The organism is Roseibium aggregatum IAM 12614 (assembly GCF_000168975.1).
GTDB lineage: Bacteria > Pseudomonadota > Alphaproteobacteria > Rhizobiales > Stappiaceae > Roseibium > Roseibium aggregatum.
In genome coordinates, this window is record NZ_AAUW01000019.1 from 85,555 (window position 1) to 111,551 (window position 25,997).

Annotated in this window: 24 protein-coding genes; 13 read left to right on the forward strand and 11 right to left on the reverse strand. The window is 58.3% G+C overall.

The features are described from left to right. The first annotated feature begins 22 nt into the window (after positions 1-22). The 4 genes from SIAM614_RS22980 to SIAM614_RS32550 all read left to right on the forward strand — a co-directional run bounded on the left by SIAM614_RS22980 (position 23) and on the right by SIAM614_RS32550 (position 7,182). Complete coding sequence (locus SIAM614_RS22980) at positions 23-997, forward strand: TRAP transporter substrate-binding protein (RefSeq protein WP_006938315.1); 975 nt, start codon at positions 23-25, stop codon at positions 995-997. Between the two features lie 57 nt (positions 998-1,054). Further along, complete coding sequence (locus tag SIAM614_RS22985) at positions 1,055-1,561, forward strand: TRAP transporter small permease (RefSeq protein ID WP_006938317.1); 507 nt, start codon at positions 1,055-1,057, stop codon at positions 1,559-1,561. 510 nt (positions 1,562-2,071) lie between these two features. Then, positions 2,072-2,875, forward strand: coding sequence for a helix-turn-helix transcriptional regulator (locus tag SIAM614_RS22990; protein WP_006938319.1), 804 nt, complete (start codon positions 2,072-2,074; stop codon positions 2,873-2,875). Positions 2,876-3,120: 245 nt separating this feature from the next. Further along, the gene (locus SIAM614_RS32550; RefSeq protein WP_006938321.1) at positions 3,121-7,182 is read left to right on the forward strand and encodes an autotransporter domain-containing protein; all 4,062 of its coding nucleotides are present in this window, start codon (positions 3,121-3,123) and stop codon (positions 7,180-7,182) included. Positions 7,183-7,224: 42 nt separating this feature from the next. On the opposite strand, the gene SIAM614_RS23005 is transcribed toward SIAM614_RS32550, so the two are convergent. After that, entirely contained in the window at positions 7,225-8,010 is a 786-nt protein-coding gene (locus SIAM614_RS23005; protein ID WP_006938323.1) for a hypothetical protein, read from the reverse strand. A 653-nt stretch (positions 8,011-8,663) separates the two neighbouring features. Between SIAM614_RS23005 and SIAM614_RS23010 the strand changes: the two genes are divergently transcribed. Further along, entirely contained in the window at positions 8,664-11,162 is a 2,499-nt protein-coding gene (locus SIAM614_RS23010) for an arylsulfatase (protein ID WP_157140027.1), read from the forward strand. A 336-nt stretch (positions 11,163-11,498) separates the two neighbouring features. Here SIAM614_RS23010 and SIAM614_RS32140 read toward each other — a convergent pair whose 3' ends face one another. The 4 genes from SIAM614_RS32140 to SIAM614_RS23030 all read right to left on the reverse strand — a co-directional run bounded on the left by SIAM614_RS32140 (position 11,499) and on the right by SIAM614_RS23030 (position 13,424). Next, a complete protein-coding gene (locus tag SIAM614_RS32140) occupies positions 11,499-11,744 on the reverse strand; it encodes a hypothetical protein (RefSeq protein ID WP_157140028.1) in 246 nt (81 codons plus the stop codon). Between the two features lie 15 nt (positions 11,745-11,759). Next, a complete protein-coding gene (locus SIAM614_RS23020) occupies positions 11,760-12,113 on the reverse strand; it encodes a hypothetical protein (protein WP_040440897.1) in 354 nt (117 codons plus the stop codon). A 39-nt stretch (positions 12,114-12,152) separates the two neighbouring features. Then, positions 12,153-12,413, reverse strand: a complete 261-nt coding sequence (locus tag SIAM614_RS23025) for a hypothetical protein (RefSeq protein WP_040440899.1) — start codon at positions 12,411-12,413, stop codon at positions 12,153-12,155. A 330-nt stretch (positions 12,414-12,743) separates the two neighbouring features. Beyond that, positions 12,744-13,424: a Crp/Fnr family transcriptional regulator gene (locus SIAM614_RS23030; protein WP_208984081.1), complete on the reverse strand. Its 681-nt coding sequence runs from the start codon at positions 13,422-13,424 to the stop codon at positions 12,744-12,746. Between the two features lie 206 nt (positions 13,425-13,630). On the opposite strand from SIAM614_RS23030, the gene SIAM614_RS23035 reads away from it, so the two are divergent. Next, positions 13,631-13,867: a hypothetical protein gene (locus tag SIAM614_RS23035; protein ID WP_006938334.1), complete on the forward strand. Its 237-nt coding sequence runs from the start codon at positions 13,631-13,633 to the stop codon at positions 13,865-13,867. 598 nt (positions 13,868-14,465) lie between these two features. Here SIAM614_RS23035 and SIAM614_RS23040 read toward each other — a convergent pair. Then, on the reverse strand, positions 14,466-15,362 hold the full coding sequence (locus tag SIAM614_RS23040) for a transglutaminase family protein (RefSeq protein WP_040440901.1): 897 nt from the start codon (positions 15,360-15,362) through the stop codon (positions 14,466-14,468). 98 nt (positions 15,363-15,460) lie between these two features. Here SIAM614_RS23040 and SIAM614_RS23045 point away from each other — a divergent pair, with 98 nt between their 5' ends. Continuing rightward, the gene (locus SIAM614_RS23045; protein ID WP_040440902.1) at positions 15,461-16,342 is read left to right on the forward strand and encodes a transglutaminase-like domain-containing protein; all 882 of its coding nucleotides are present in this window, start codon (positions 15,461-15,463) and stop codon (positions 16,340-16,342) included. Between the two features lie 559 nt (positions 16,343-16,901). On the opposite strand, the gene SIAM614_RS23050 is transcribed toward SIAM614_RS23045, so the two are convergent. The 5 genes from SIAM614_RS23050 to SIAM614_RS23070 form a co-directional block, all read right to left on the reverse strand. Continuing rightward, positions 16,902-17,582 carry an SGNH/GDSL hydrolase family protein gene (locus SIAM614_RS23050; RefSeq protein ID WP_006938338.1) on the reverse strand — a complete coding sequence of 227 codons (681 nt, stop codon included), beginning with the start codon at positions 17,580-17,582 and terminating at the stop codon, positions 16,902-16,904. Between the two features lie 29 nt (positions 17,583-17,611). Next, complete coding sequence (locus SIAM614_RS23055) at positions 17,612-18,568, reverse strand: ABC transporter permease (RefSeq protein ID WP_006938339.1); 957 nt, start codon at positions 18,566-18,568, stop codon at positions 17,612-17,614. A gap of 2 nt (positions 18,569-18,570) precedes the next feature. Then, a complete protein-coding gene (locus SIAM614_RS23060; protein WP_040440903.1) occupies positions 18,571-19,533 on the reverse strand; it encodes an ABC transporter permease in 963 nt (320 codons plus the stop codon). Positions 19,534-19,558: 25 nt separating this feature from the next. Further along, on the reverse strand, positions 19,559-21,052 hold the full coding sequence (locus SIAM614_RS23065; protein ID WP_006938341.1) for a sugar ABC transporter ATP-binding protein: 1,494 nt from the start codon (positions 21,050-21,052) through the stop codon (positions 19,559-19,561). A gap of 98 nt (positions 21,053-21,150) precedes the next feature. After that, positions 21,151-21,801 (reverse strand): substrate-binding domain-containing protein, encoded by a 651-nt coding sequence (locus SIAM614_RS23070; RefSeq protein WP_006938342.1) that lies wholly within the window; start codon positions 21,799-21,801, stop codon positions 21,151-21,153. On the opposite strand from SIAM614_RS23070, the gene SIAM614_RS33020 reads away from it, so the two are divergent. From SIAM614_RS33020 to SIAM614_RS33560, 6 genes are all read left to right on the forward strand, one after another. Further along, positions 21,796-22,044: a hypothetical protein gene (locus SIAM614_RS33020; protein WP_198137378.1), complete on the forward strand. Its 249-nt coding sequence runs from the start codon at positions 21,796-21,798 to the stop codon at positions 22,042-22,044. The genes SIAM614_RS23070 and SIAM614_RS33020 overlap by 6 nt on opposite strands. Before the next feature lie 248 nt (positions 22,045-22,292). Next, positions 22,293-22,934, forward strand: coding sequence for an SGNH/GDSL hydrolase family protein (locus tag SIAM614_RS23075; protein ID WP_006938343.1), 642 nt, complete (start codon positions 22,293-22,295; stop codon positions 22,932-22,934). Positions 22,935-22,994: 60 nt separating this feature from the next. Continuing rightward, the gene (locus SIAM614_RS23080) at positions 22,995-24,086 is read left to right on the forward strand and encodes an ROK family transcriptional regulator (protein ID WP_006938344.1); all 1,092 of its coding nucleotides are present in this window, start codon (positions 22,995-22,997) and stop codon (positions 24,084-24,086) included. Between the two features lie 508 nt (positions 24,087-24,594). Then, positions 24,595-24,939, forward strand: a complete 345-nt coding sequence (locus tag SIAM614_RS23090) for a hypothetical protein (protein WP_050789464.1) — start codon at positions 24,595-24,597, stop codon at positions 24,937-24,939. Between the two features lie 86 nt (positions 24,940-25,025). Further along, positions 25,026-25,631, forward strand: a complete 606-nt coding sequence (locus tag SIAM614_RS23095) for a type 1 glutamine amidotransferase domain-containing protein (RefSeq protein WP_050789465.1) — start codon at positions 25,026-25,028, stop codon at positions 25,629-25,631. After that, positions 25,628-25,984, forward strand: a complete 357-nt coding sequence (locus SIAM614_RS33560) for an EamA family transporter (protein WP_456153877.1) — start codon at positions 25,628-25,630, stop codon at positions 25,982-25,984. The genes SIAM614_RS23095 and SIAM614_RS33560 overlap by 4 nt, the downstream gene beginning before the upstream one ends. Positions 25,985-25,997: the final 13 nt, after the last annotated feature.

The following is a 25,997-nucleotide window of genomic DNA, read 5'->3' on the forward strand; positions in this document are numbered from 1 at the left end:
ATATCTGATTGGGAGGACTACAATGAAACTCAAGGCACTTGCCCTGGCCACATTGATGGCAGTGGCGACACCTGCGGCCGCAGAGGTCAAGATTGCGCTGGACACCAAACCGGATCTGGAAACTTCCGGATCCTACAATTGGGCCCATGCTTTCGGCGAAGCGCTGAAACAGGCCGGCATGGACGTGCGCGAACTTCCACGCGGGTCGATCGGAAATGAGGCGGAAGTTTTCGACCAGGTCACGACCGGTCTGTTGGAAATATCCCTGGCGGACGTGCGCTCCGTCGCACAGGTCGATCCGTTCATATACGGCGTACGCCTGCCCTACATCTTTGACGATATCGACCACATGGATCGCGCCCTTACAGCTGGCAAGGTGTTCGAGCAGGTAAATGCCAAACTGGCTGACCAGGACGCGATCCTGCTGGCTCTGGCTCCGCTCGGACCGGCCTCGGGCGTGATTACCACCACGACCGCGGTCCGTTCGCCTGCCGACATGTCCAGCTTGCGGATGCGCGCGCTGGATGACGCCCAGATAGCCATGTACGAGGCCTGGGGCTCCAGCGGCACCGTCGTGCCGTGGGGGGAAGTGCCCGCCGGTCTGCAAACCGGGATCATCAACGGCTATCTCAACTCGCCGTTCATCCCGGTCCTTTTCGGTCAGACCGACTTTGTGAAAAACTTCTCGGATGCGCGGGTCATCTGGCCGCTGCGCGCCGTGATTGCCTCCAAAGCCTGGTACGACGGCCTGTCTGACGCAGATCGCGCAGCGGTGGATGCAGCGGTCAAGACCGCGGATGCCGCAACTCGTGACTGGCTGATCGAGGCGTCCGAGAACGGTTTGAAAATGCTTGAAGGAAAGGGCGTGACCGTCCAGCGCCTGTCGCCGGAAGAACGCGCCGTCTTCCGCGAAGCCTCCAAGGCGGTCTACGATTCAGGCTTGATGCCTTCCGAGGATGTAAAGACCTGGACCGAACTGTCCGAAAGCACTCGCTGACCGCTGAAAGGCGGGCTGCACCGGCAGCCCGCCGGCCACGCAGCCGGAGATATCAACATGCGCAAGTTCATCATCACCCTCAGCAATGGCGTCCATCGGACTGTGCGTTCGGTGGCAGTTCTCACTGTCTGCCTGATGTTCGTGACCGTGATGATCCAGATCGTCGCTCGTTATGTATTCTCCTCCCCCCCGGTCTGGACGGAAGATATTGCCCGTTACGCCATGGTCTGGACGGGTCTCTTGGGTGCGACGCTGTCATTCAAGACAAAGTCCGACGCAGTGTTGCTGGACAGCGTGTTTCCGCCGCGCCCGCATCTTCTCGGCCTGCTGGGCGAGGCCATCCAGAGTGCGGCGATCCTGACGTTCATCCTGCCGGTGATCTATTTCTGCTTCGTCGGTCTGCGGGGCGGCTTTGACAAAGGCTACCTGGCCCGGCAGTCCGGCCTCACCGCCGACACGCTTGGCATTCCAATGGTCTGGATCTCGGTTTCGGTTCCAATTGCGATGATCATCATCCTGCTGCATCTGTCGGCAAGGTGGGCCGCAGCGCAGAAACCAAATTGACCGATGAATGGCCTCTCCGATCTTCTTCCGATTAGGGTGCGGTCCCATTTCGTCGACGTTTATGGGGCCACACCTAGCTGGTCAGACACATGCCCAAAGGCCGCCAAGTAGGTTTGCACACCCGTCGATGAACCCCTCTCGCCATTCCGGCCGCCGACAGCCGTCAGCCCGCCAAGGGCTCGAGAGAAGATCGCCCAGTCTTGCTATAACCTGCCAGTCAGCAAGGCGCCCGCAAGCCAGACATCAGGAGCCCCAGGCCCGGTTCCCGAAAACTGATGTTCTGGAAATGGAAAGTCGAAGTCGGAACGGAACAAATCGGCGCGCGCTCTGGGGCTGAAAAGGGCACTTCCGGAAAATAAAGCTAAATAGATGAAACAACTGGCTTAACTCCGGCAGCATGCTTTCCGATTGAAAACCTTGGGAAGGATGCATGCGGCCCTTTTTATTGCCGGTGATGGGGGGTATCCAGACACATTGCAACTCGCCTGTTCTGTCTCGCCTGGAAACCTCATGCCGATTACGCCGACGTCACTCGAACGCATTTACATGCTTTGGGACAACCTGGCCGACTACGACGTCGGCGACATCCATGTCTCCCGCCGGTTCCTGCTCGAGACGGTCTGCAGCCTGATTGGTGCGCAGAACGCGGACTGGATCGGCTGTGTGCGATTGAGCTCACCCCACTCGCGCGATCCGATGAAAGGCTGGCGCCCGCGCACGCTCTTCACCCTCACCCCCTGCGACAACACCAGTGCGGCAATTGACGCGGCTTTCGAGGAAATGGACAAGGGCGAACCGGACATAACCACCACACGCAACGTGGAGCTGGCCGGGACTTTCCGGGTCCTCAGCCTGAAGGAACTGGCCACGCCGGAGTGGTTCGAAGGACCTTCCTACAAAAATTACTACAAGGCGCTCGACCGGCAGGATTCCCTTTGGGCAGGCATCCCGATCAATGCGGATGCGGAAATCCAGATCGGCTTTCATCGCAGCTTCGCCAGCAAGCCTTTCACTACGGATGATCAGGAAATCGTCTCCCACGCGTTGCGCGGTATTCGCTGGTTCTTCAAGCATCAGATGCTGGGAGAAGGCGTTGGCGTGGCAAGCGCCCCGCTGACCCCGGTCGAGCAGCAGGTATTGCAAGGCCTGTTGCTTGGCCTGACGGAAAAACAGATCGCCGAGCAGAACAACCAGAGCCCGCATACCACCCACGACCACGTGAAGCGGATCTTCCGCAAATACGGTGTGTCCAGCCGTTCGGTGCTGATGGCACTCTGGCTCGGCAAGGGATTGATTTCAAACAATAACCCCTAAACAGGGGATAGCGCCTCACCTCAAGCAGCGGCAAAAAACGGTCTCGGACCATGCCTCGCGAAATATTTCAATCGCGGGGCCGGCGCGCACAGCAACGGCCTCCTTGCATCCGCATGGTTCCACCTGAAACCACCAGGGAGGTCCCATGCCCCGATTTGACGCCCTCTCAGCTCCCGCGAGCCTGAAGCGCCACTCCGTGTGTGCCTCTTTGCCGTTGCCTGCCTGCTTTTGTCGCTGAGACGTTCATGAAAACCATTTCCGCTCATTGTATTCTGCCGCGGCTGTCGGCCCGGCTCCGCCTGTCCACCGCCCTTTGCGCCGCCACCCTGCTTGTCGCGCTGCCTCACGTTGCCAGCGCCGCGACCTTTACCGTTACAGAAGCAACCGATGACGGCAGCGGCACTGTCGCCGGGTCTCTGAGCTGGGCCATTGCCAGCGCAGGCGCCAGCGGGGACGTGATCGAGATCGATCCCGCGGTCTCGACCATTACCGTGTCTGGAACATTGCCGGCCTTTGCGCAGGACGTCACGGTTCGGGCGAGCGCTCCGGTCGAGATCTCCGGTTCGCCATTCGCGGCTTCGGGCACGTCGCTGGTTCTGTCTGGCGAGTCCTCCACGAATGCCCTTACCACTGCCCTGTCGGGCACGCTGGCCGGCGAGACAGGGGCAAACGGTGTCAGCGGATCGGGTGGCACCAACGGGACAGCAGGAGAGGCGGGAGCGATCGCGCTCTCTGGAAGCGGGTTTTCCCTCACCCTGTCCGGCTCGACAACCGGCGGTAATGGCGGTGCGGGCGGCAGCGGCGGCCTTGAACACAACCCACCGGGCAACGGCGGCGGCGGCGGCAACGGTGCGGCGGCGTTTTCAGGCAGCGATTTCAAACTCGAAAACCAAGGCGCAATAACGGGTGGAAGCGGTGGCAACGGTGGGCGTGGCGGCCACGCTACGATTGTAGATGGCGGCAGAGGTGGCAACGGCGGTGAGGGTGGCGCGGGCATCGCGGGCACGGGTCTCGTCATTGAAAACAGCGGAACGATCACCGGCGGTGCGGGCGGCCACAGGGGTGGAGGCGGCGGCTCCGCATTTGGCATTACCGGGCCTGCCGGAAGCGAAGGTGTTGGCGCAGCCGGCATCACGGGCTCAGACCTGACCATCGTCAACAAAGGGACGATTTCCGGAGGGCTCTCCGGCGGCGGCGTTCGCGCCAATGCCATCGAATTCACGTCAGGCACAAACTCACTTGAACTGTGGGCCGGTTCAACGATCACCGGCAACGTGGTGGCCGGCGGTTCGGCCGATACCTTGATCCTCGGCGGTGGGGCGGGGGCGTCCTTCGACCTGACCGATCTGGGAAGCCAGTACACGGGATTTGAGGCGCTTTCCAAGTCCGGCACGTCCACCTGGGCTTTGCACGGAACGTCCGGAGCGGCCGCTTCCAAGCTGGATGTTGACAGTGGCACCCTGGTGATGGACGGCGCCGAGCTTGATGGCACCGCACTTACCGTAGGCAGCGGAACCCTCAATCTGGCCAACGGCAGCACCCTGACGAGCTCGAGCGCAAATATCAGTGGGACCGGTGGGCTGGAGGGTTTCGTGACCCTTGTCGACACAGGTACCACCTGGAACAACGGCGCGACCCTTTCGGTCGGCACGACTGGCGACGGAAGGCTCCAGATAGCGAACGCAGCCAAGGCAACGGCCGGAGAAACCTATATTGGACGGGGTTCCAAGGGGACGCTCGCCATCTATGGACCAGTCAGCTCGCATACCACAACAGGAGATTTTCACGCAGGCTTCAACGCCGGAAGCACCGGCACGGTTTTTGTCTCGACCGGCGGCATGCTGAAAACCCAAGATGCCTATCTCGGATACAAGGGCGGTTCGAGTGGCTCGGTCACCGTTACCCACGGCAGCACATGGGATGGCGCCGGCGGGGCAATCTGGATCGGCGTCAACGGCGAAGGCAGTCTGCTTGTGGCCGACGGCGGACAGGTCAATACAGCGCTCTTCTCAAGCTCAAGCCAGGCCACCGGTGTCAGCACGGTCAAGGTAACCGGTGCGGGCAGTCATTTAAGGGCTTCCACTTCCTTTCGTTTCGGCTCCCGCGGAAAAGCAACCCTCACCGTCGCGGATGGCGGCGCGGTGACGATCGGTTCCGGCCTCGGCACGATGTTCCTGTCGGATCTGGCAACCGGTAAAACCACGCTCAATATTGGCGCAACAGCAGGGGACACGGCGGCCACCCCGGGCACGATCAACGCAGCCTCTGTCACTTCTGGAGATGGCACGGCCACGATCGTCTTCAATCACACGGGCGGCGCCTATTCCTTCGCACCGAACCTCTCGGGCAATGCGTCGCTGGAGGTTTATTCCGGCACCACCACGCTGGCTGGCAACAATTCGTCCTTTTCCGGAACGACAACAGTCAATGGAGGCATCCTGAAGTCCGGTTCAGCGAATGGATTTGCCCGGAACACTGCCTATACCGTCAACGGCGGGGTTCTGGACCTGAGCGGCTTCGACCTTGTCATGTCTTCGCTCAAGGGCTCCGGCGGTGAAGTTGCGCTCGGCGCCGCAGACCTCACGGTCAATTCCTCTGGTGACAGCACCTTCGCGGGCGTCCTCTCGGGCACTGGCGATGTGATCAAGCAAGGCGCGGCCGGTCTCACCCTGACCGGCGACAGCTCCGGCTTTGCAGGCACCACCAAGGTCTCCGCCGGACGGCTCACGGTCAATGGGTCCCTCGGCGGGATGATCGAGGTGACAGGTGGCTCCATCGGGGGTTCCGGCACCTTGAGCGCGCTTGGCCTTGGCTCCGGCGGCACGGTCAGCCCGGGCAATTCCATCGGCACCCTGACTGTGTCCGGCAACGTCTCCTTTGCCGCAGGCTCGATCTATGACGTGGAAGTCGACAGCGCCGGGAACTCCGACAAGATCGCCGCTGGCGGCACCGCGACGATTGCGGGCGGCACGGTCCGCGTCGGTCCGGAAAGCGGCAGCGGCGATAGCTTCACCTATAATCCGCTGACCAGCTATACCATCCTGACCGCCAAAGGCGGTGTCTCCGGCACGTTCGACAGTGTCACCGACAGCTTCGCCTTCCTGAATTCCGAGCTGTCCTATGGCGCCACCTCGGTGACCCTGGATCTGATCCGCAACGACACAAGCTTTGCCGATGTGGCACGCACCGCCAACCAGCGGGCGGTGGCAGGTTCCCTCAGCGGGCTTGCCTCCACCAGCGATCTCTACCGGGCTGTTGCGGGCCTGAACGAGACCCAGGCACGACGTGCCTATGGCAGCCTGTCCGGCGAGATCCATGCCTCGCTGCCGTCACTGTTCCTCAACGACAGTGCTCGGCTGCGCGACACGGTGACCAGCCGCATTCACGATGCCTTTGCCGGCTTTTCGCAGATGCCCGAGATCGCCTTCAACGGTCCGGTCGGCCCGCGGGGTCCAGGTCTGGGCACCGGTTCAGGCTTCAGCCTCACCACCTGGGGCAGCGCCTACGGGGCCTATGGCAAGCTCGACGGCGATGGCAATGCAGCCACGCTCTCGCGCAGCACCGGCGGCGCCCTCGTCGGGCTTGAGGCAACCGCCTGGCCCCAGGCCCGCTTCGGCGTGCTGGCCGGTCTCGGCCAGAGCCAGGCCAGCGTTTCCGCGCGGGCTTCCTCGGCGGATGCAAACAGCTACACCCTTGGCGCCTATGGCGGGGTGCGCCTTTCCGACCTCGGTCTCACCTTCGGCGCCGCCTACAGCTGGCACGATGTGACAAGCGAGCGCGCCGTTGCCGTAGGCAGCCTGAAGGACACGCTCTCGGCGGACTACTGGTCCCGGACCGCGCAAGTGTTCGGCGAAGCCTCCTATGCCCTGGAAACACCCTGGCTGCTGGTCTCTCCCTTCGCCGGACTAGCGCTCCTGCATCAGCAGACAGACGCCTTCCAGGAGCAGGGCTCCGCCGCCCTGGCGCTCACCGGAGATGGCTCCAGCCAGCTTCTGGGCTCAAGCACGCTCGGCCTTCGCATGTCGAAAACGCTTGCGACCACCGACGGTGTCTCGGTGGCGCTCACCGGCGCCTTTGGCTGGCGCCACGCCATAGGTGATCTGACGCCCGATCAGCGCATGGCCCTGTCCGGTCTTGATCCCTTCACGGTCCAGGGTGTGCCCCTCGACCGGGACACAGCCCTTGTCGAGGCAGGACTTGCCCTCACCATCACCGACCGCACCACGCTCGGCCTTTCCTACCAGGGAGCCTTCGGGGAGAACGCAAGGGACCAGGGAGCAAACGCAAGGATCAATATCAGGTTCTGATGGGGTGCCGCCGTTTCGCGGGCGAGCCCAGGAATTGTGAAACTAGAACTTGAAGCGTGCGCCGAGGACCGGGCCGTAGGTATCGAGAGCGTCAAGGCCGGCAACGTCATCGAACCGCCATCCGATGTATCGATACCCTGCGAAGAGGTCGATGTTCTTGATTTCATAGCCGATGGCGCCGAAGAGCTGCCAGGTAACGTCCGACTGGCCGGTGCCAACGTCGCCATAATAGGCAACGGACCAGCGGTCGGTTATCTTGGTTTCCCCGCGCAAGCCCACGATGGCGTCGATGACTTGTCCTTGGTCATTTGCGCTGGCGCTGAAGTTGCCAAGCGAAAAATCGAGATCGGTGCTCAACCACAGATACCGAAAGCCACCGAAACCGGCGATCCCGGTGCTTGGCGTATCGACAATCTTGTAGCCCACAGAATTGGTCGTGATGAAGCCCTGGATCGTGGCATTCAGTCTTGCGTCGAAAGTTCTTCTGACGATTTTCGCCGTCGTGGTCTTGGAACCTTCAAGATTCATGTAAATCAGGTCGGAATAGACACCGAAGCGGCCTTTCTCGGCAGCAATCGACGTCATCACTGCAAAGCTCAGGTTTTCGATCACCTTGTTGAACGGCATGCTGATGTCATCGCCCGCCGAGGTTTCGCCGCCAAGACCTGCCATCCAGAAATAGGGTGTGACGCTGAAATTCCACCTGTCTTCCACGATGTGCGCAGGTGTTACTGGCGGCTCGACCGCGAGATCGGCGGCGAGCGCGGGCGCCTGGGAAATGAGAAGTGCAGTCAAGGCGACAGCGTTGGAAAGATGGGACTTCAACATTCTACCTTCTCACTTTGCAACTGAACCACGAAATGTCACTCGTTTCACCCATCTTCAAATTTAGCTTGAATCTAACTAAAGGGCACTTTGAGTTTTAAATTGAAGAAAACAAATCCCGTGGGCGTGGCTTAATAGACACTGTTTCGGAGCGATCTAGCGCCAGAAAAGACGGACACTGCGACTGAAATGATTTTTGAATGCGAGACATCGCCACAAGGAAGTCATCGAATATTTCCGACGTCAGAAAACACTCAATTAACTGGAGATCATCAGTTTAACCATCTCGCCTTCATAGAAAAAACCAAAACAAGCACAAATATTCTCAATAATATTACTTTAAAACAATAAGCTCACCTTTCTTATCATTTCCAGCAAAAAACTCTTCAGGACTTCAGGAAATCTGAGGAAGATCGCCCTTGACGAGGGTGCGAGTCCGAGGACAAAAAATCAATTCAAAATTGTGGAATGTACTTTTTCTTGTAAAAATATTAGATCATACGTAGCGTTGCGTAGTTCCGGTTCGAAAATTTTGCTGTACCTTGATTTTCGGCATTCTTCCTATACGTAAATTTTACGCTGAGTTTTCTTCAGGTCCCGGAAGCATTCCAATACACGCGAAGACTGACTGGTCAGTGTCAGTGTGGGAGGCAGAAATGAATTCAGTTAAAGTCTTTATGACGAGCGTTTTCGGGTTTACGCTTTTGGTTGGCGTCGCGGCTCAGGCAGAGGCACAAACAGCTTCCGGTGCCCCGAACGCCACCACCACTCTCAACGGACTGCAGTTGCCGCCACCTCCGCAACCTTTCGGTGGCAAGATCGAGACGCTAGCCGGGGACTCCACCCAGTGGTGGCCTCCCCGTGTCGTGCCACCTGCCGAAGCACCGAACGTTCTGCTCATAATCACCGATGATTCCGGTTGGGGCATTCCAAGCACTTTTGGCGGTGTCATTCCTCATCCGACCATGGATGCGCTTGCAGCGGACGGATTGAGTTTCACCAGCATTCATTCGACCTCGCTCTGTTCGCCCACGCGCGCCGCTCTCATCACCGGGCGAAATCATCACAACGTCGGCTTCGGCGTTATCTCGGAACAATCGACGGGCTATCCCGGTTACAACAGCATCATCACCGAAGACAAAGCCACGGTCGGCAGGATCCTTCTCGACAATGGCTACAACACGTCTTGGTTCGGCAAGGACCACAACACGCCCGCCTTCGAGGCCAGCCAGAGCGGCCCCTTCGATCAGTGGCCGACCGGCATGGGATTTGAGTATTTCTACGGCTTCGTTGGCGGAGATGCCAACCAGTGGCAGCCGAACCTTTTCCGGAACACGACCCAGATCTATCCCTTCGATGGCAAACCCGGCTGGAACCTGATGACTGCGATGGCGGACGATGCCATCGACTGGATCACCCGGATGCATCAGATCGATCCGTCCAAGCCGTTTTTCGTCAAGTTCGCACCCGGCGCGACCCATGCGCCCCACCACCCGACCAAGGAGTGGGTCGACAAGATCAGCGCCATGCATCTCTTCGATGATGGCTGGAACAAGCTTCAGGAAACAATCTTCGAAAACCAGAAGAACATGGGGCTGTTTCCGAAAGATGCGAAAATCACGCCCTGGCCGACCGACCAGATCAAGAACTGGGATCAGCTCACGGATGTCGAGAAGAAGCTCTTTATTCGTCAGGTCGATGTCTTCGCCGCCTACTCGGCCTATATGGATGACGAAATCGGCCGCGTCGTTCAGGCTCTGAAGGATATCGGCGAATACGAAAACACCCTGATCATCTACATCAACGGAGACAACGGCACGAGCGCCGAAGGGGGCCTGCTCGGAACTCCAAACGAAGTTGCCTACTTCAACGGCATCAATGCCATTCCCGCCGAAGAGCAGATGAAGTGGTACGACGTCTGGGGAACGGAGGCGACCTATAACCACATGGCCGTCGGCTGGACCTGGGCATTCGATACGCCCTACCCCTGGATGAAACAGATCGCTTCGCAGCTTGGCGGCATCCGGCAGAACATGACGGTCACCTGGCCTGCGAAGATCACCGACAAGGGTGGTAGGCGCGATCAGTTCCTGCATGTGATCGACGTGGTGCCGACCATCCTCGAGGCTGCCGGCATCGCCCCGCCGCAGTCCGTCGACGGCATCACCCAGACCCCGATGGACGGCAAGAGCTTCGCCTATCTGTTCGACAAGGCGAATGCCGGCGCACCTCCCCCCCGTGACACCCAGTATTTCGAGATGTTCGGTCAGTGGGGCCTCTGGCAAGACGGCTGGTTCCTTGCCACAAAGGTAAACCGCGCGCCCTGGGATGCTTTCGGCCCTGCCAATGAGGATCCCCTGAACAACCAGGTGTTCGAGCTCTACAATCTCAACACCGATCCGACACAAACGACGGATATTGCCGCGGAGAATCCCGACAAGGTTCGGGACCTGAAGGAAACCTTCATCAGGGAAGCAACCAGATATCAGGTATTCCCACTCGACGCCTCGGTTGGCCCGCGCGTCGCGGCACCGCGTCCAAACATCACCGCTGGCCGTCAAGAGTTCGTCTATACCAGGCCCATGACCGGATTGCCGCAGGGTGATTCACCGGGCATTCTCAACAGCTCCTACACGATCACCGCGGAACTGACCGTTCCGGAAGGCGGCGCAGAAGGCATGATCCTGACATCGGGAGGCCGTTTTGCGGGCTACGGTTTCTATCTGCTGGATGGCAAACCCATATTCCTCTGGAACCTCGTTGATCTGGAGAGGATCAAATGGGAGGGCAAGGAAGCACTGTCGCCGGGAAAACACACGCTTGAGTTCGGCTTCAAGTACGACGGATTGGGCGCAGGAACGCTTGCTTTCAACAACATGAGCGGGGTCGGCCGATCCGGCACAGGCACGCTCAAGGTCGATGGCAAGACGGTTGACACCAGGAAAATGGAAAAGACCATCCCGATCATCCTGCAATGGGACGAAGCGTTCGACATCGGCTCGGACACTCTGACCGGGGTCAATGACGCCGACTACCAGCCGCCATTCCCCCTGACCGCCAAACTCGACAAGCTGACGATCAAGGTCGACCGGCCAAAGCTCTCGGAGGAGGACATTGCCAAGCTGCAAGCGGCGACACAAAAAGCCAGCGACTGACCGTTGCACCAGTCATATTCGCCGGTGCTCATCCCTGCTGGGTTGTCAATGTTCCTGGGTCCACACCCTAAAACGCTGATTGGCAGACGTGCCGTTCGTGTTGATCTTGATGCGCCGCCGGGCACGTCCGGTCAGTGGAAGCCATAGACGTGAATGGGCCAAAACGGTGAGAACAGTTGTTTTCCGGTGTCATGGCATTTCTTTGGCGAGAATTGCCTGCGCACCGGCTGAGAGCGGGACAAAACGCTCTCGTTCTATGTGTGTGGGGGGGGAAGCACCGGAAACCCGCATCGCCCGGCGGATCGCCGGGACACGTTTCGCTGCCCTTGAATTAAGTCAATCTCGGTCGGGACGCACCGGCAGACTTCGCTCTTGTTCCGGCTCGTCGATAACGACCTGTATGTCTTCATTTTCCGCCGACTGGATGACAAAAGTCTCCCTTCGGCTATTGCGCTGTTTACGGCGAAAAAAGTCCTTGAGCGTGAGACCTTCCTTTACGTAGTAAGCAACTGTATCCACTGCGGCCTGGTCCTGAAGCTGGACGTCCTCGGCAGGCGTTGAACCAACTACACTTTCTGGCACGATGAGCGCTCCCGATCAGGATTTGTCGAGTTCGAGCGCAGCCAGGCAGGCCTGCGCCAAATCCCGGTCCGAGCTATCCGAACCAGGAACCGTCGCCCATCCAGTTTCCATGAGCACGTTCCTGCGCTGGTATGCAGAGGTTTCACGAATCTTCGCCAGCTTTGCGGCGCGTTCTGTATCGGCTTGGGACAGGCTTACGCAAACCGGCACCAGCGCTGCAATCACCTCATCATGCGACTGCGCGTTCGCCATCTTTGCCGCGCCTCCACCCGTTACCCAGCCACCCCAGAAAAATCCCACAGTGCTTACGGCAACTGCGCCGATCACGACGCCATACGCGACAGGTTTAAGCCATTCGGGAATATTCATTTTAGGTCCTTCCATTGGAGCAGGCAACGCCTTGCTGTTTTATGCGTCATCGTTGGCGGGCTGGTCTCGGTTGAGCACGGATTCCAGATCGTTTCCGGAGATTTCCCGCATCTCGGTCCTGCCGTGGCCCATAATGATCAGGTAGGTTGCCTTCTTTCTGTAGGCCAGAAAGCTCACACCCTGCAGCTCCTCCTCCTCAACGAGAACCTCGTAGTCGCCTGCAGGCAAGACGTCTGAATGACCCTTTAAAGTGAAAGGATGGCAGAACGTCACAGTCGATCTGGTTGATCGCGTGTTCATGTTGGATGCCGCCAATCTGTTTGATGGTTGCGTCATGCAATCGCAATGAGAGTCTTTTCAAGGAAAAGTGCCCGCAGACGCGATCTTGCCGATAACATTATCAGGCACTTTGATGACGCAGGCTGATCCAGGTTAGTCTGGAGACTTTTATTCGTCTGTGTTCGCTCGCTCCTTTAGAACGTGCGGTTTCCGGCCCTTTTCACTTGCCGGACCGCAATTCACAGAGACAACTCTTTTTTGGGCCGAAGGCCAAGCCAGAGAGGCGATCTCATCCAGCGACGAGCAAGGATCCGGAAGGTCGGGAGCGCGATCCGGTAACGGCCGCAGCAGTTATTTCAGCACCGGCCCTGTGTGATCGAGGTAGGCCTCGTCGAACTCTGCAAGTTCGACAAGGCGATGCCGATTGTCGAACGTCACGTGACCGTTTCGAAAAGTCAGCAGTTGGTTTTCCCGCAATTGCCGCAAGACCCGATTGACGTGGACTGCGCTTAATCCAAGTGCGTCGGCAAGATGATATTGCGTCAACGGGCACTCGAAGCCTGCCTTGCTGCCCATGCCCACCAGGGCCAACCTGGCGCCGAGTTCGAGCAGAAAATGCGCCATGCGCGCACCTGCGTCGCGGCGGGCAACGTTCACAAGATGCTCAACCACCATTGCTTCGTCCCGTGACGCGGCCCACAGGATCGCGTTTGCCAGGCGAGGCGTCTGCGCGAAGGCTTCAAGCAGGTCGCTCGCCAGAACCTCGATGGCCTGGATGTCGGTAACCGGCTCAAAGCTGTGATCGGACGTGCGCAAGAGCACGCTACGCAGGCCCAGGAAATCACCCGGGATCTGAAAATCAATGATCTGGCGCGTGCCATCTCGCTGGACCTTGTAGGAACAGACCCAACCTTCTGAGAGAATGTAGGCTGCCTGTTCCGATTGCCCCTGCTGCACGAGATCTCGCCCCGCCGTAAAGGACCGGCGGCGCTTGTGCAATCGTTTCAGAACCTCAAGCTCTGCCGGGGACAACGTTACGTATCCCGCCAGTTTCCGAGTGAAGGGGCTGTTTTCAATCACGTTCAAGTGGGACCTACCGGGCCGGTGACGATTTCATACACGGGACTGTGCTGGCACTGCTTTCGATCAGTCCAGCTTAATGCACTTCCTGCGACAATGGGAAATTCAAGAGGCACAAGGCCATCCTTGAAGTTCAATTCCGACAAAGGAATACCGCAATGCCTGACCAGACAGATTACGCCGGAATGGCTGCGCTTTCGATCTGCGAGGCACTCCTGCTTGCCTTGAACGATCATAAGCTCCTTCCCGAGCATGAGATTGTCGGCGTTCTGCAGGACGCCGCAGCGGCTCACGAAAACGCCCTTGGGACAGAAGCCGAGAGGAAAACGCACCAGGCTGCCGCAAGCTTGATCAAGCGTATCATAGCCGGCGGAAACTCAGTTCGGCGATTGTAGCAAGAGCAGACTGTTGGAAACGTGCCATGCCTGCCGTCAACGAAGGCATTTTCTTTGGGAAATTTCTTGGTCTTCGAGAAGATAACTGCATTTCTATCACTGAAGCAAAATATTAAAAAGTATATTCCGAACAAAAAGTATTTATTCAATGTCGAAACCTGAAAATTCACCCATCAGTCAAAAACTATACCCAAATATGTTCCAAATAAATTTTGAAAAATTGAAAATTATTCCTATATAATACAGTATCTGCAGCAATTTTACAGGGCGCTGCCGGCAGGAGCCTACATACTTCGCCCCAAATTCGAGGGCGGAATGGCGACCATCAGATCCACTTTCCAAAAATTCCTGGACCCTGAATCCTTCACGACCTATGTCGCGTTTCTGAGTTTTGCGATGATTATCTACGTATCGGTTGAGGGCTATTTCTGATCAACGACGATTGCCGTCGGCTGCGTGTTGGCAGGCCGAAGGCAACTCGACGGCAACGTTCAGCTTGTTGAGGCCATAGTCTTTGAAGGGGAGATGAGCCAGGAGCCCGGCACGACAACGGCCTGGGTCGACAAGCGTCACCCCAATTGTCTTGCGCAGCCTTGCCCTAGGCGGAACTTCCCGGGTCGTAGGGCTCGATACTGGTCTTCACCTCAACATCCATTCCCAAAAAGACCGCTCCGGGGCGCGGATCGTATGTTCCGCTGATGGGGATCGCCTGGCGGGGCGTCCGGGTCACGGCAACCCGAATGAGGTTCGGACTTCCGATGATGCGATTTGTCGGATCGAACTCCACCCAGCCTTCGCCGGGCAGATAGACTTCCGCCCACGCATGGGTCGCTCCGCCGCCGGAGTGCACGTGTCCGTCATCGACGACATCGTTCAGGTAACCCGTGACAAAACGGGTTGCGAACCCGGAACGGCGCGCGGCTTCCATGAACAGGAAAGCGAAATCCCGGCAACTGCCGGTTCCTTTTTTCAGAGTTGTCGCGGCGCTCTGCGTGCCGCTTCGCTCCCGCCGGATATAGGTCAGCTTGTCGTTGACCGTCTCGGACAACAGCCGCAAGAAGGCGAGGACCTCATCTGGGCCAGGACCGATCACCGCCGCCAGCCAGGCATCGATTGCCTCGCCTTCTTCCGGGTTTTCAAGCGATATGAATGGCGCAAGGTCGATAAGATCTTCCTCTGGATAAGCGAAGGGATAAGCGCTTCTGCCCCGCTTCGGAGAAGCGATGAAATCATCGTGGGAAAACCGCCTGATCAGCAGTTCGCTTCGAAACTCGAGCACGTTCGAGGCCTCGGAAAACTCCGCGTTCGCAACAGAATTGCCGAAGGTGTCGAAGTGCCAACTGAGCCGAGGTTCGGGAGAAATGGCAATTGCAGAGGAGAGCAGCCGCAAATCGTGACCATCTCTGGGGCGCAGCAAAAGCCGGTGAGCTCCAAACTTTACCGGCCGGCTGTAGCGATATCGTGTAGTGTGGAGGATGCGAATAGCGGTTGTCATCGGAACCCTGTCGCCACCGCATGCCGTTGTTGGTTGTCCTTGGCTCGGAAAGCGCTGCAGCCTGGACCCTATTTAGCTCGTGCACAAGGAAGATCGACATGCTCATCCGAATAGGATTTGAGATTACCGTCACATGCCCCGAGCCTGTCCCGATGCTTCTGGCGCTGAGTGTTCACAGCGATTTTGCCGGCAGAGTGATCGGTTCCGATCATGTCCGAAATATAAGCATCCCCAATATCCGGGAATACACAGACGGTTATGGCAATCGCATCACCCGGGTCACCGCTCCTGCGGGCGTTTCCACGTTCTGGTCCGACTGCATCGTGGAAGTGGATGGCCAGCCGGATGAAGTTCACCCCGCAGCATCGCAAATCCCCCTGCAGGATCTGCCCAACGAAACATTGACCTACCTTTTTGCAAGCCGCTACTGCGACTCCGACCTGATGGGAGAATTCGCCTGGAAAAAATTCGGGCAGACGAAAGAGGGGTGGTCAAGAGTTCAGGCGATCTGCGACTTCGTTCACAGTCAGGTCACGTTCGGCTACAACTTCGGCCGGCCGGACAAAACCGCGGCAAACGTCCTGAAGGAAAAGACCGGCGTTTGCCGGGATTTTGCCCAACTGGCGATAAGCCTGTGCCGGGCGATGGGCATACCCGCCCGCTATACCAGCGGTTATCTGGGAGACATCGGTGTCGCCGACACGGGTTTCGACGATTTCTGCGCCTGGTTCGAAGTTTTTCTGGACGGCAGATGGTACACATTTGACGCCCGCTACAACGTGCCAAGGGTCGGACGTGTTCTGATGGTCAGGGGGCATGACGCGGCCGACGTCGCGATGATGACGTCTTTCGGCACCTACGAGCTTACCGGTTTCCGAGTCTGGAGCCTGGAGTTGGCCGACACCGAAGACGACGAGGCCTTGCGTCAGTCTCTTGAAACCAGACCTCATCCCCAACAACGCGGATTGGGATCGCTGTGACTGGCGTTTGATTTTACAGACGCACAGGTCGATCGAGCCGGCAGATGTATTTACCTGCAGCATGATGGCAATCAGCGGACGAAACCGAAATGCTCCGCCGAACGTCCTTGACCGCTGCCGAAGCTCGCCTTTCAGACCACACTCCCCAAAAATCCGTAGGAGTGCCTTTGTTGGTAACCAACCGCAGCTTCACCCCGGAATCGCCTTTGCTGCACTTTGCGAATTCGCCCAAAATGTACTGGCAGGGAGCCGCGCGCAGGATGAACCTGTCAGGCCGGCCGAATTTCCTTATGTTGCAAACATCAGGACTTCAGACAGTAACTGCGTTTCCTATAGACGCGTTTATTGAAAGGCATAGCTGCCACTTTTGGAGCATCCGTTAGCAGAATATTGCGCTTGCAACCCTCAAATTAGGAGCGGCAATTTTTCGCCGCTCTTTAGCTCCATCAAACACTTATTGATTTTCACGAAATCTCTTTGGTTTTGGCTTTCGACCGTAATATCTTTCGTTCTGAAATCTAATTCGCGTCGAGAAGTTAAATGGCCGAGAAGCCTGCATTCATGCCGCTTCAGCCTGCTGTCGGCTCAGGATCTCCCGAACCTTTCCGGCAATGGCCTTGCCCAGGTCGATGTTGTTCTGGGCAGTGAAATGAATGCCGTCACAGCCGTCGGTGGTGATGTGATCTGCCGCGCTGAGGAAATCGACCTTCATGAAATCGGCCATGTTCCGGTATTGCTCGGCAAGCGCCGCCGACTTTTCGTGGGCCCCGCCAAACATCCCCTGGAAATAGGGATGCGGCATAGGTGTCAGGGGCGGCGGCGCGACGACCAGGCACTTCGGTGCCGGATACGGCGTGCCGATGCCGCCACCACTTGTCAGCACCTGCCCGACCAGCTTCGACATGCCATAGGCAATGTCATAAGGCGTGCGATTGAAGAACGGCTTGGTGTCGTTAGTCCCCAGAAGGATGATCGCGAGGTCGAGCGGCAAGTGGCTGGCCAGGGCCGACGGCAGGTACTGGCTGCCGTTCAGACGGGGATCGTTGGGATCGTCCGCGCTCGTCGTGCGGGCACTGAGGCCTTCCTCGATAACCCGGTACCCTTCGCCCAACTCGGCGGCCATTGCGCCCGTCCAGCGCTGTTCATACGGATAGCGCAGGGTCGGGGCACCTTCCACAACGGGGATCCAGCCCCAGGTCAGCGAATCTCCGAAGCAAAGTATCGACTTTTCGTTTGCCATTTTTTCCTCCTCAATATTTACGGAAAGGCTCAATTGGATCTGGACGTTCTGATACCGTAGAAGATGGCGGCGAGCAGGATGATCAGCCCCTGGGCAATGAGCTTGCCCGGGTCATCGATGCCGAAGGTGGTCATCACCACGAACAAGAGAGCGAAGGACAGGACCCCGAAGAACGGGCCCCAGACGCCGCCTTCGCCCCGGCCGAAGACGACACCGCCGAGAATGGTTGCAGCCACCGCCAGAATGGGCAGGTCGAGACCGACGCGAACACTGCCGACCGCGATGGACGCGGTCTGCACGAGGGCCGCGACTGCTGCGATGAAACCGGCCAGCGTGTGAGCAAGAATGACGGTTCGCTCAACCGGAACACCTGAAAAATGTGCCGCTTCCGGGTTTTCGCCAACCGAGGTGACATACCTGCCGAACACCGTCTTTGAGAGAAACAGCGCCATCACCACGGTCAGCGCAAACCAGAACAGCACCGGAACCGGGGCCGGGCCCCATTTGATGTTGTAGATGTCGTTCAGATAGGAGGGCACGTCACCGGGTGGTTTACCGCTTGAAAGATACTGCACGAACCCAACCAGAATGATGCTGACGGCCAGCGTGACGATGACTGCCGAAACCCGGCGCTTGCCGATCATCCAGCCGTTGAAGAGACCGATTGCGGTGCCGATCGCCAGACTGAGCCCGATGAAGAACGGCATCGACGCTCCGGGAAAGATGCCCGAGGAAATGACGTAGTTGACCAGGAGGAGGATGCCGCCGCCAGACAGGTCGATGCTCTTCACGCGCATTACCAGGAGCTGCGCCAGAACCAGCACGCCGAGCGGCGCTACCTGGCGTATGAAGATGCCCATGATATTGGCGTTGAGCATGTGCGGCCTGGCGATCCAGAGCGTTATCAGCAGGATGGCGAACACGTAATACGCAGGCGGAACGCGCAGCAGGCGCTGCAGGAAAGGATGCTTCACGATCGCTGACATGATCAAAGCCCCATCTTCTTGCGAGTCTGGAGCCCCACGACCAGGAGCAGGAGACCGCCCTTGATCGCGGTCTGGATGAAGGGGGACACGTTGGTGAGGTTCATGCCGTTGGACAGGAGCGCCAGGACCAGTGCCCCGATCACCGTCCCCTGCAAGCTGCCGATGCCACCTGAAAGCTGGGTTCCACCGACGGCGACAGCGGTAATCGCATCCAGTTCGAACAAAAGACCGACGTTGGGATCACCCGAGACAATCCGGCCGGCCAGGAAGACACCGGCAAGTGCCGTAAAGCACGAACAGGCAACGTAGGCGAGCAGGATGTTGCGCCGGTCCGGAACACCGAAATTGCGCGCAGCATCCGGCGTGCCGTTTGCAACGCCACCACCGATGGCGAACAGATGCAGGCCGAAACGCGATCCATGCAGCAGCTTCCAGGCCACCAGAACCACTGCGATGCCCCAGAAAACGGGCATCGGCACTCCGAAAAGCGAACCGCCAACCGACTGGATAACGATATCGGGCACAGTGCCTCCGGAGACCGGACGCAGGATGCGCGTGATTCCCAGGATGACATACTGCATTGCCAGCGTTGCGATGATCGGGTGGACATTGAGACGTGTGATCACCAGGCCGTTGCTGAGGCCGACCAACACGGCGAACAGGAAAACCGCCGGTATCGTCACGTAGCCCGGCGCATCGAGCGCCAGAATGGCCGTCGTGAAGCTGATCAGGGACCCAACCGACAGATCGAGGTCACCCACCACGACCACAAACATCTGGCCGATGGCCGTGATGACCAGCGGCATCGCCTGAGCAATCAGGTTAAAGAGGTTTTCAGAACCGAGGAACTGATCGGTTCGAAGACCGAGATAAACACTGTTGGCGATGGCGATCAGCAAGGGCAGCATCCACAAACCCTGCCGGCCTTTCGACTGCGTCAATCTCGCGAGAAATGCTTGTGTCATGATAACTTCAATCTTGTGGGCAGGGTCAGGCGCTCAAGGCGGCGTTGAGGATCTGGTGCTCCGTCGCGGTCTCGGCGGGCAACTCAGCGACAATCGCCTTGCCATGAACGACATAGATGCGATCGCACAGGCCGATGAGCTCAACAGTCTCGCGGGAAAGTACTAGAATCGCGCCGCCCGCGTCCGCAAAGCTGCGCAACAAGTTGTAGATTTCCGCCTTCGCCCCGATGTCGACACCGCGGGTTGGTTCCTCGATGAGCAGCAGATCCAGACCGGACGCCAGATAGCGCCCCAGAAGAACCTTCTGCTGGTTCCCGCCAGAGAGCGTGCCGACCGGTGCGGACGGGCCGGACGCCCTGATGTTCATGCTGGTCATCGTCTCTGCAATCGCCTCGCGATAATCGTGTGCGATGGAAAGTTCGCCATGCACGGAAGACAGGCCGACGGCAATGTTATGAGCGATGGAAAGGCCCAGAAAGAGGCCCTCTTCCTTTCGGTCTTCGGGAACGAAGCCGACTTTCCTGGCCTGAAGCTGCCGGATGCCGGATGGTTTCTGCGCGGGGAGTGGCAAGGCCTTGCCCTTAATGAACGCGGAGCCTGTAGAAGCCCGGTAAAGTCCGGCGAGCGATCTCAGCAGTTGCTGCTGCCCCTGCCCTTCCAGTCCGGCAAGGGCAACAATCTCGCCTTTGTTGACATGAAGGGACAGCGGTTTGCTGTCCGGATCGATCCTGAAATCTTCAAGTTCGAGGACGGTTTCTGACGATGTGGTTCCACGTGCCGGAAAGAGATCCTGCAGCTCGCGGCCAACCATCAGCGCAATCAGGCTGTCCGGCGTCATGCCGCTCAAGGGACGAGTTGCGACCAGCTTGCCGTCCTTGAGAACCGTCATCGTGTCGCAGATGCCGAATATCTCGTCTATGCGGTGCGAGATATAGACGATCGCCTTGCCGTCATCACGCAAGCGCCTGATCTGGGCATTCATCACCTCGACATCGGCCGCATTCAGCGCGGCTGTCGGTTCGTCCAGAATGAACACCGAGGCATCCGCCTTGATGCCATGCGCTATTTCGACAAACTGGCGCTCCGCGATGGAAAGCTCGGAAACGAGGACATCTGGATTCAACTCCAGCCCCAATGCGGCAAGGGCCTTGCGGGTTTCGCGCCTCATCCTTGCCCTGTCGATCGTGCCGAAAGCTGTTACCGGCTCCCTGCCGAGGAACATGTTTTCCGCAATCGTCAGGTTGGCGAGTAGAGACAGCTCCTGAAACACGGTGGATATGCCTGCTTCAAGAGCTTCCCTGGGGGTCTCGAAACCGACTTTCCGCCCATCGCGGAAGATCTTCCCGCTGTCCGACTGGTGGACACCGGCAAGGATCTTCATCAGCGTCGACTTGCCGGCACCGTTCTCGCCCATAAGGGCGTGGACGGTGCCGGGCATGAGCTTGAGCGACACACCGTCGACTGCTTTGCTTCCACCGAACGATTTGGAAATGTTCGACATTTCAACGAGGCAAGCCATTGCCTTCTCCCCCGGATCAATTGCTGGATATTTTCTGTCGTCAGCCAGCCGGTGCGCGGACCTGCAGCACCGGCTGGCCGTCCGGCCTCGGGAGGAGGCTATTTCTTGCCGTAGAGCTCCTGCAGCTTTTCCTCAGACAGCTCGGTCGGCCACCAGACGTTTGCGGACAGGTCTTCGCGGTAATATTGCTTCGCCTTGTCGACGTCCCAGCCAGTCGGGTTGTAGTCGTAGTGTTTCTTCAATTCCTTGCCTTCCAGCAGGGCAACGGCGGCACGTACGCCCGCCGCCCCCTGGGCCGGGGCATGTTCAGCGGACACGGATTTAAAGCCGTCCCGGATCCACTGACCGAAAAAGCCATTGTTGCCTTCACCGGAAATCGGCGGGATCTCTGCACCAAACTGCTTAAACACGTCGACACAGGCACGCGTCATGTCGGCACCGGAAGACCAGATGCCATCGACAGACGGGTTGTTCAGATAAAGTGTCTCACACAGGTTCTTGACCTTGTCGTACTGCCAGTCGCCATGTTCCTCGGCGAGGATTTCGACATTCGTGCCTTCCAGAGACTGCAGCAGGCCATTGTAGCGGTTGGTGTCTTCCGGGTGGCCGGCGAGACCGCGCAACACCCAGATCTTGCCATCATTGCCAACTTCGTTGACGAGCCAGTCGCCCATCACCTTGCCGAAGTGTTCGGCACCACCCTGGATTTCGGTCGTATAGGCATCGCTCTCGATACGGCCCGTATGCATGACCACCGGAATGCCCGCGACAACTGCCTTGGCAATCGACGCATCCGCCGATGTGGACGTTACCGACTAGACAGTGATCGCATCGACGTTCTGCGCAACCAGATCCTCGATATCGGCCACCTGTTTCTTCTGATCGAAACCGGCGTCGAGCAGGATGACTGCCGAGCGCCTGACCTCGGCGAACAGCCTTCCTTTTCGCGCAGGTCCGCCGTTCCGGCAGCGACAACGGGTGCCGGCCGGTAGACAAGGCGATGCCGTTCGCCGAAACGCATTCCGGCGGCGGGTGAACGCAACTGCGATGGGTGGGACCTCCTCCCAGATCCGTTAAAAATCATGACAGAACTTGCCTGTCAATAGTTATTCATATTGAATGATTAATTTCAGAACTTGTCAGATCCCATGAGCGATGCAATGTATGATGGCGATACCGCTTTCGGCTGACCTTCGGGGCAACCGACTGTTTTCAATAATTAAATCAGGACGCTGCCAGCATGCGCACGATCTTGTGTTACGGCGACTCGAACACGCACGGACAAATTCCAGGCGCGACACCGCTTGATCGCTACACCCTGCTGCAGCGTTGGCCGGGTGTCCTTGCGCGTGAACTCGGCACAGGCTGGCACATCATCGAAGAAGGGCTCAGTGGCCGGACAACAGTGCATGACGACCCCATCGAAGGCGCATTGAAAAACGGCCGCACCTATTTGCGCCCCTGCCTCATGAGCCATGCTCCGCTGGACCTTGTCATCATAATGCTGGGCACCAACGACCTGAAAGCCCGGTTCGGCCAACCGGCGTCCGAAGTGGCAATGGGCATCGGCTGCCTGATCCATGACATCAAGGAACTCTCGCCCGGACCAGGCGGAACGGTTCCCGAAATCATGGTGGTTTCGCCGCCGCCGATGCTGGACGACATCAAGGAATGGGAGAACATCTTCAAGGCCGCCCAGCAGAAGTCCCATGAACTTGCCCTTCAGTTCGAGATTATGTCGGATTCGCTTGAGGTGCATTTCTTCGACGCGGGTTCCGTCTCTACCTGTGATCCGCTGGACGGGTTCCATATCAACGCTCAGGCGCACGAAAGTCTCGGTGTCGCCCTGGCGCGGGAAGTGGAGGCGATCGGGTGGAAATGATGTCACTGCGCGCACACCTGCCGGCAGCCCCTTGCCCGGCAGGGCAACGGGGGCCCTCCCATGCCTGACATGAGGTTCGCTCCGCCCAATCCGTTGCGCATAGCCGACTGTGCGTCCGGCCTGAACGCTGTCAGCGTGCGAAGCTATAATGAACGGCTGGTGCTTTCGCTGCTCCTCCAGCATTCTTCGACAACACGGCTGGAAATCGGCGAACAGACAGGCCTGTCGGCGCAGACTGTGTCCGTGCTCGTCAGGTCGCTGGAGCAGGAAGGGCTGGTGGCAAAGGGAGAAGCGCAGAAAGGCCGCGTGGGCCCGCCAACCGTGCCGCTGACCCTCAACCCCGAAGGCGCCTATTCCATTGGCATCAGCGTCGGCAACCGGCACACCGATATCGTACTTATCGACTTTGTCGGCAAGATCCGCTTTCACAAGACCCTGCCCAATCCGCAGCTCGCCCAAGGCAGCAACCATTCGGAATTTCTGGAGACGATTGCGAGCGCAGTGAAGCTATTGCCGGATGCGGAACGCGAACGCCTGGCTGGCGTCGGTCTCGCCCTGCCTCGCCGACTGTCGGGGGGCATGGACGAAGAAGCCTATTTCAAGGCCCTGCAGGCGGAGATCGAGGAACAGCTCGGCATCGCGGTTTTTGTCCAGAACGACATTACCGCAGCTGCCAGCGGTGAAAGCATGTTCGGTGCTGCCAAGACGCTTTCGGACTATATGTTCTTCTACCTCGGCGCCGACCTGCACGGTCGCCTTGTCCTCAATCACCAGATCTACAACGGCAATTCCGAAGTCAGTTTCGATGTGGGCATTGCGGCACTGGAGAGGGACCTGTCGGCACAGGACAAAGAGGTCGATCCGCTCTGGGACCGGTCGGGATCCTGGCCAGACTACGGGGCTCTGGTGACCGATTGGGAAGAGCGGCTGATTTCCCAGATGCGCGCCTCCCTGCATGGGGTCGGTCAATTCGTGGAAATCGAAACGGTCATCCTGTCGTCCTATGCGCCGGAAAGCATTTGCCAGGATATCTGCCGGAAACTGGAAGCAGCCGCCCCGGACATCAAGGCAATCGCCGGCAACATCGTACCGGCACCGAAGGCAATCGGCGCTGCCAGCCTGCCATTCAGCTCCAGGTTCATGGTCAGCTAAACCAGCAGGCTCCTCTTAACAGATTGAATGCGAACGTCGATTTCGGAGCGAAAAAGTTTCTAAACCGACACGTCTAACGAAGGTGCACATTCCAGTCTAAATCCTATTCGATTTCTGGTCGAATACCCGTGCATGCAGGGGTAGGTTCATGGTTGTCAATAAGATTTTAACAAATACGGCCGAACCAAACGGTCCCATAGCGTCTGCGCTGCTTTGCATCCGAAAGTCGGCATACGCGGCCGCAACGGCAACGCCGAACTCCATGTCAAGCGACTGCAAAAACAGTGAAAGGCAGACAGCCTGCGGCTTGAAAAATTGTCCTGTCACATTTGCCGAGAACGGTTGCCGTGGAAAACCGGTCCAGCGAGCGCGATCACGTTTAACAGATCACTAGCGGCAAGACGGTGGCGGGCCAGCAGCAGGTTGGCAACTTTTCCGCACCTCCTGCCCCGAAGCTCACAAGATCAAACACTACACGCATTACGGTTCCTTTCTCGTTCCAGAGCTCGTGAAGCCGTTCGGCACTGAATGTCTATTCATTGCCGCGCTCTTCGTCTCGCTATTGAATGAGCCCGGCGACGATTCCGTCGGCTGCCTGCTTACCAATTCTGCAATTGAATTTGCTGGCGGCGCCTGTCCCGCGGAAGAGGATCTTGAAAGAGGTTTTTCTCCTCGTCGCAACGCATTCGAAGAATTCTTGCTCCCCATTCCAGACTTCAACGCCGAAAAGGCGAGCTCCGACGCCTTGCACCTTTTGGTTTTCTACCAGGGACTTCTGGTGATGATCCGCAACAGTCCGCGTCCTGCCCCGGAAATAGACCCACTGAAAAATCAACAATCAAGGAAGCGATAATGACTCAGTCAAACCTGGGAACGATCCTGCTCGTCTGCACCTCACACGAACTGCTGGGCGAAACCGGCCATAAAACCGGTTTCTGAATGGAGGAGCTCACAGCCCCCTGGTACGTCTTCTTGGAAGCTGGATACGATGTCGTCATTGCTTCACCAGGAAGCGTCAGGCCACCTATTGACCCTAGCAGCCTCCAGCCCCAGTTCCGCACCGAAGCCGTCAAGCGCTTTGAGGCCGACGACGCGGCGATGGCGGCACTTGCCGCATCAGTGCCGCTGTCGAGGATTCCCGACATGAATGCCTTCAGCGGAATTTTCCTTGTGGGCAGTCATGGTGCAATGTGGGACTTTCCTGAAAACAAAGAGCTGACGCGGTTGCTGGATGAAGCGGCATCTAGCGGCAAGACAGTAGGGGCCGTTTGTCACGGCGTGACAGGTCCTCTTGCCGCAAGCGATCCGAAATTCCTCGATACCCGCGCTGTCGCCGGCTTTTCAAACGAAGAGGAGGCAGCAGTTGGCCTGACAGAGGTTGTGCCGTTTCCGCTGCAAACGTGTCTCGAAGCAAAGCGCGCACGCTATGTCGCCGGTGCGGCCTTTTCAGTACACGTGCAAAGCGATGGCGGACTGGTGACCGGACAAAATCCTGCATCTTCTGTCCAGACCGCGAAAGCCATGCTTCAGGCAAAGGAGCCCTGAGGTGGCGAAGCGTCACGGCATGGAAATCGCCCCTGTTTTTTTGTCTGGCTGTCGTCACCGAAATCAGTGGGGAACCAACTCTTTATCTGACCGCACTTGGCACGCTCTCTACCGCCTTACCTCTCGCCGCATTCTTTTTGCTGGTGCCGCTGAAAGGTGCATCTTTTTCCTCCGCTTCGACGTTTTTCATCCCTTTTGTCGCGGTCGCTCTTGGAGCTTTGCTGCGGGGCGACAAGCTCTCCATGCAATCCATTGCTGGTTTTGCCTTCGCTCTCGCGGGTTCGTATCTCATCTCCTCACCTGCCGCACCGACGGCCCCAAATGCCGGGAGCAACCATAGTACTGGGACTTGAGACAGGTCGCAGC

Excerpts from the sequence above, each read along its gene's own strand:
- SIAM614_RS22980 (WP_006938315.1), top strand. The coding sequence starts at position 23 with ATGAAACTCAAGGCACTTGCCCTGGCCACATTGATGGCAGTGGCGACA.
- SIAM614_RS22985 (WP_006938317.1), top strand. The coding sequence starts at position 1,055 with ATGCGCAAGTTCATCATCACCCTCAGCAATGGCGTCCATCGGACTGTG.
- SIAM614_RS22990 (WP_006938319.1), top strand. The coding sequence starts at position 2,072 with ATGCCGATTACGCCGACGTCACTCGAACGCATTTACATGCTTTGGGAC.
- SIAM614_RS32550 (WP_006938321.1), top strand. The coding sequence starts at position 3,121 with ATGAAAACCATTTCCGCTCATTGTATTCTGCCGCGGCTGTCGGCCCGG.
- SIAM614_RS23005 (WP_006938323.1), bottom strand. The coding sequence starts at position 8,010 with ATGTTGAAGTCCCATCTTTCCAACGCTGTCGCCTTGACTGCACTTCTC.
- SIAM614_RS23010 (WP_157140027.1), top strand. The coding sequence starts at position 8,664 with ATGAATTCAGTTAAAGTCTTTATGACGAGCGTTTTCGGGTTTACGCTT.
- SIAM614_RS23020 (WP_040440897.1), bottom strand. The coding sequence starts at position 12,113 with ATGAATATTCCCGAATGGCTTAAACCTGTCGCGTATGGCGTCGTGATC.
- SIAM614_RS23025 (WP_040440899.1), bottom strand. The coding sequence starts at position 12,413 with ATGAACACGCGATCAACCAGATCGACTGTGACGTTCTGCCATCCTTTC.
- SIAM614_RS23035 (WP_006938334.1), top strand. The coding sequence starts at position 13,631 with ATGCCTGACCAGACAGATTACGCCGGAATGGCTGCGCTTTCGATCTGC.
- SIAM614_RS23040 (WP_040440901.1), bottom strand. The coding sequence starts at position 15,362 with ATGACAACCGCTATTCGCATCCTCCACACTACACGATATCGCTACAGC.
- SIAM614_RS23045 (WP_040440902.1), top strand. The coding sequence starts at position 15,461 with ATGCTCATCCGAATAGGATTTGAGATTACCGTCACATGCCCCGAGCCT.
- SIAM614_RS23050 (WP_006938338.1), bottom strand. The coding sequence starts at position 17,582 with ATGGCAAACGAAAAGTCGATACTTTGCTTCGGAGATTCGCTGACCTGG.
- SIAM614_RS23055 (WP_006938339.1), bottom strand. The coding sequence starts at position 18,568 with ATGTCAGCGATCGTGAAGCATCCTTTCCTGCAGCGCCTGCTGCGCGTT.
- SIAM614_RS23060 (WP_040440903.1), bottom strand. The coding sequence starts at position 19,533 with ATGACACAAGCATTTCTCGCGAGATTGACGCAGTCGAAAGGCCGGCAG.
- SIAM614_RS23065 (WP_006938341.1), bottom strand. The coding sequence starts at position 21,052 with ATGGCTTGCCTCGTTGAAATGTCGAACATTTCCAAATCGTTCGGTGGA.
- SIAM614_RS33020 (WP_198137378.1), top strand. The coding sequence starts at position 21,796 with ATGCATGACCACCGGAATGCCCGCGACAACTGCCTTGGCAATCGACGC.
- SIAM614_RS23070 (WP_006938342.1), bottom strand. The coding sequence starts at position 21,801 with ATGCATACGGGCCGTATCGAGAGCGATGCCTATACGACCGAAATCCAG.
- SIAM614_RS23075 (WP_006938343.1), top strand. The coding sequence starts at position 22,293 with ATGCGCACGATCTTGTGTTACGGCGACTCGAACACGCACGGACAAATT.
- SIAM614_RS23080 (WP_006938344.1), top strand. The coding sequence starts at position 22,995 with ATGCCTGACATGAGGTTCGCTCCGCCCAATCCGTTGCGCATAGCCGAC.
- SIAM614_RS23095 (WP_050789465.1), top strand. The coding sequence starts at position 25,026 with ATGGAGGAGCTCACAGCCCCCTGGTACGTCTTCTTGGAAGCTGGATAC.